Here is a 381-nt window from a genome sequence, read left to right on the forward strand (position 1 = left end):
GTCTGAAGCACAAATATCTGAGATATGGCAGTCTTGTTTAGGCACAGATGTTTTGGATGCATTTTTAGATATTTTATGTGTTGAGTTTTTAGAAGTTTCATCGACTTTACTTTCCGAATTCTGAGAACTAATAGTTACTTTACTTGTTGAATTCCGAGAAATTTCAGAGATTTTATTTGATAAATTCTGAGAATTATTTTTAATTGCTGAATATGGAGAAGTTTCTTCTATCCTTTTTATTAAATTATGAGATTCAGAAGCTGTTTGAGTTGTAGTCTTATCCATGTTTTTAAGAAGTGTGCTGCCATGTTTGAGAGATGCTCTATCATCATTTCTATATTTCTTATCAACATCCTTAGGTTTTGATGGAGATGATGATGT

1 protein-coding gene is annotated in these 381 nt (G+C 31.0%); it reads right to left on the bottom strand.

The features are described from left to right. Positions 1 to 381 (bottom strand): hypothetical protein (locus AC1VNY_RS42945; protein ID WP_482409747.1); only part of this gene is annotated, 381 nt, incomplete at both ends.

Source organism: Bradyrhizobium ferriligni (assembly GCF_056837965.1).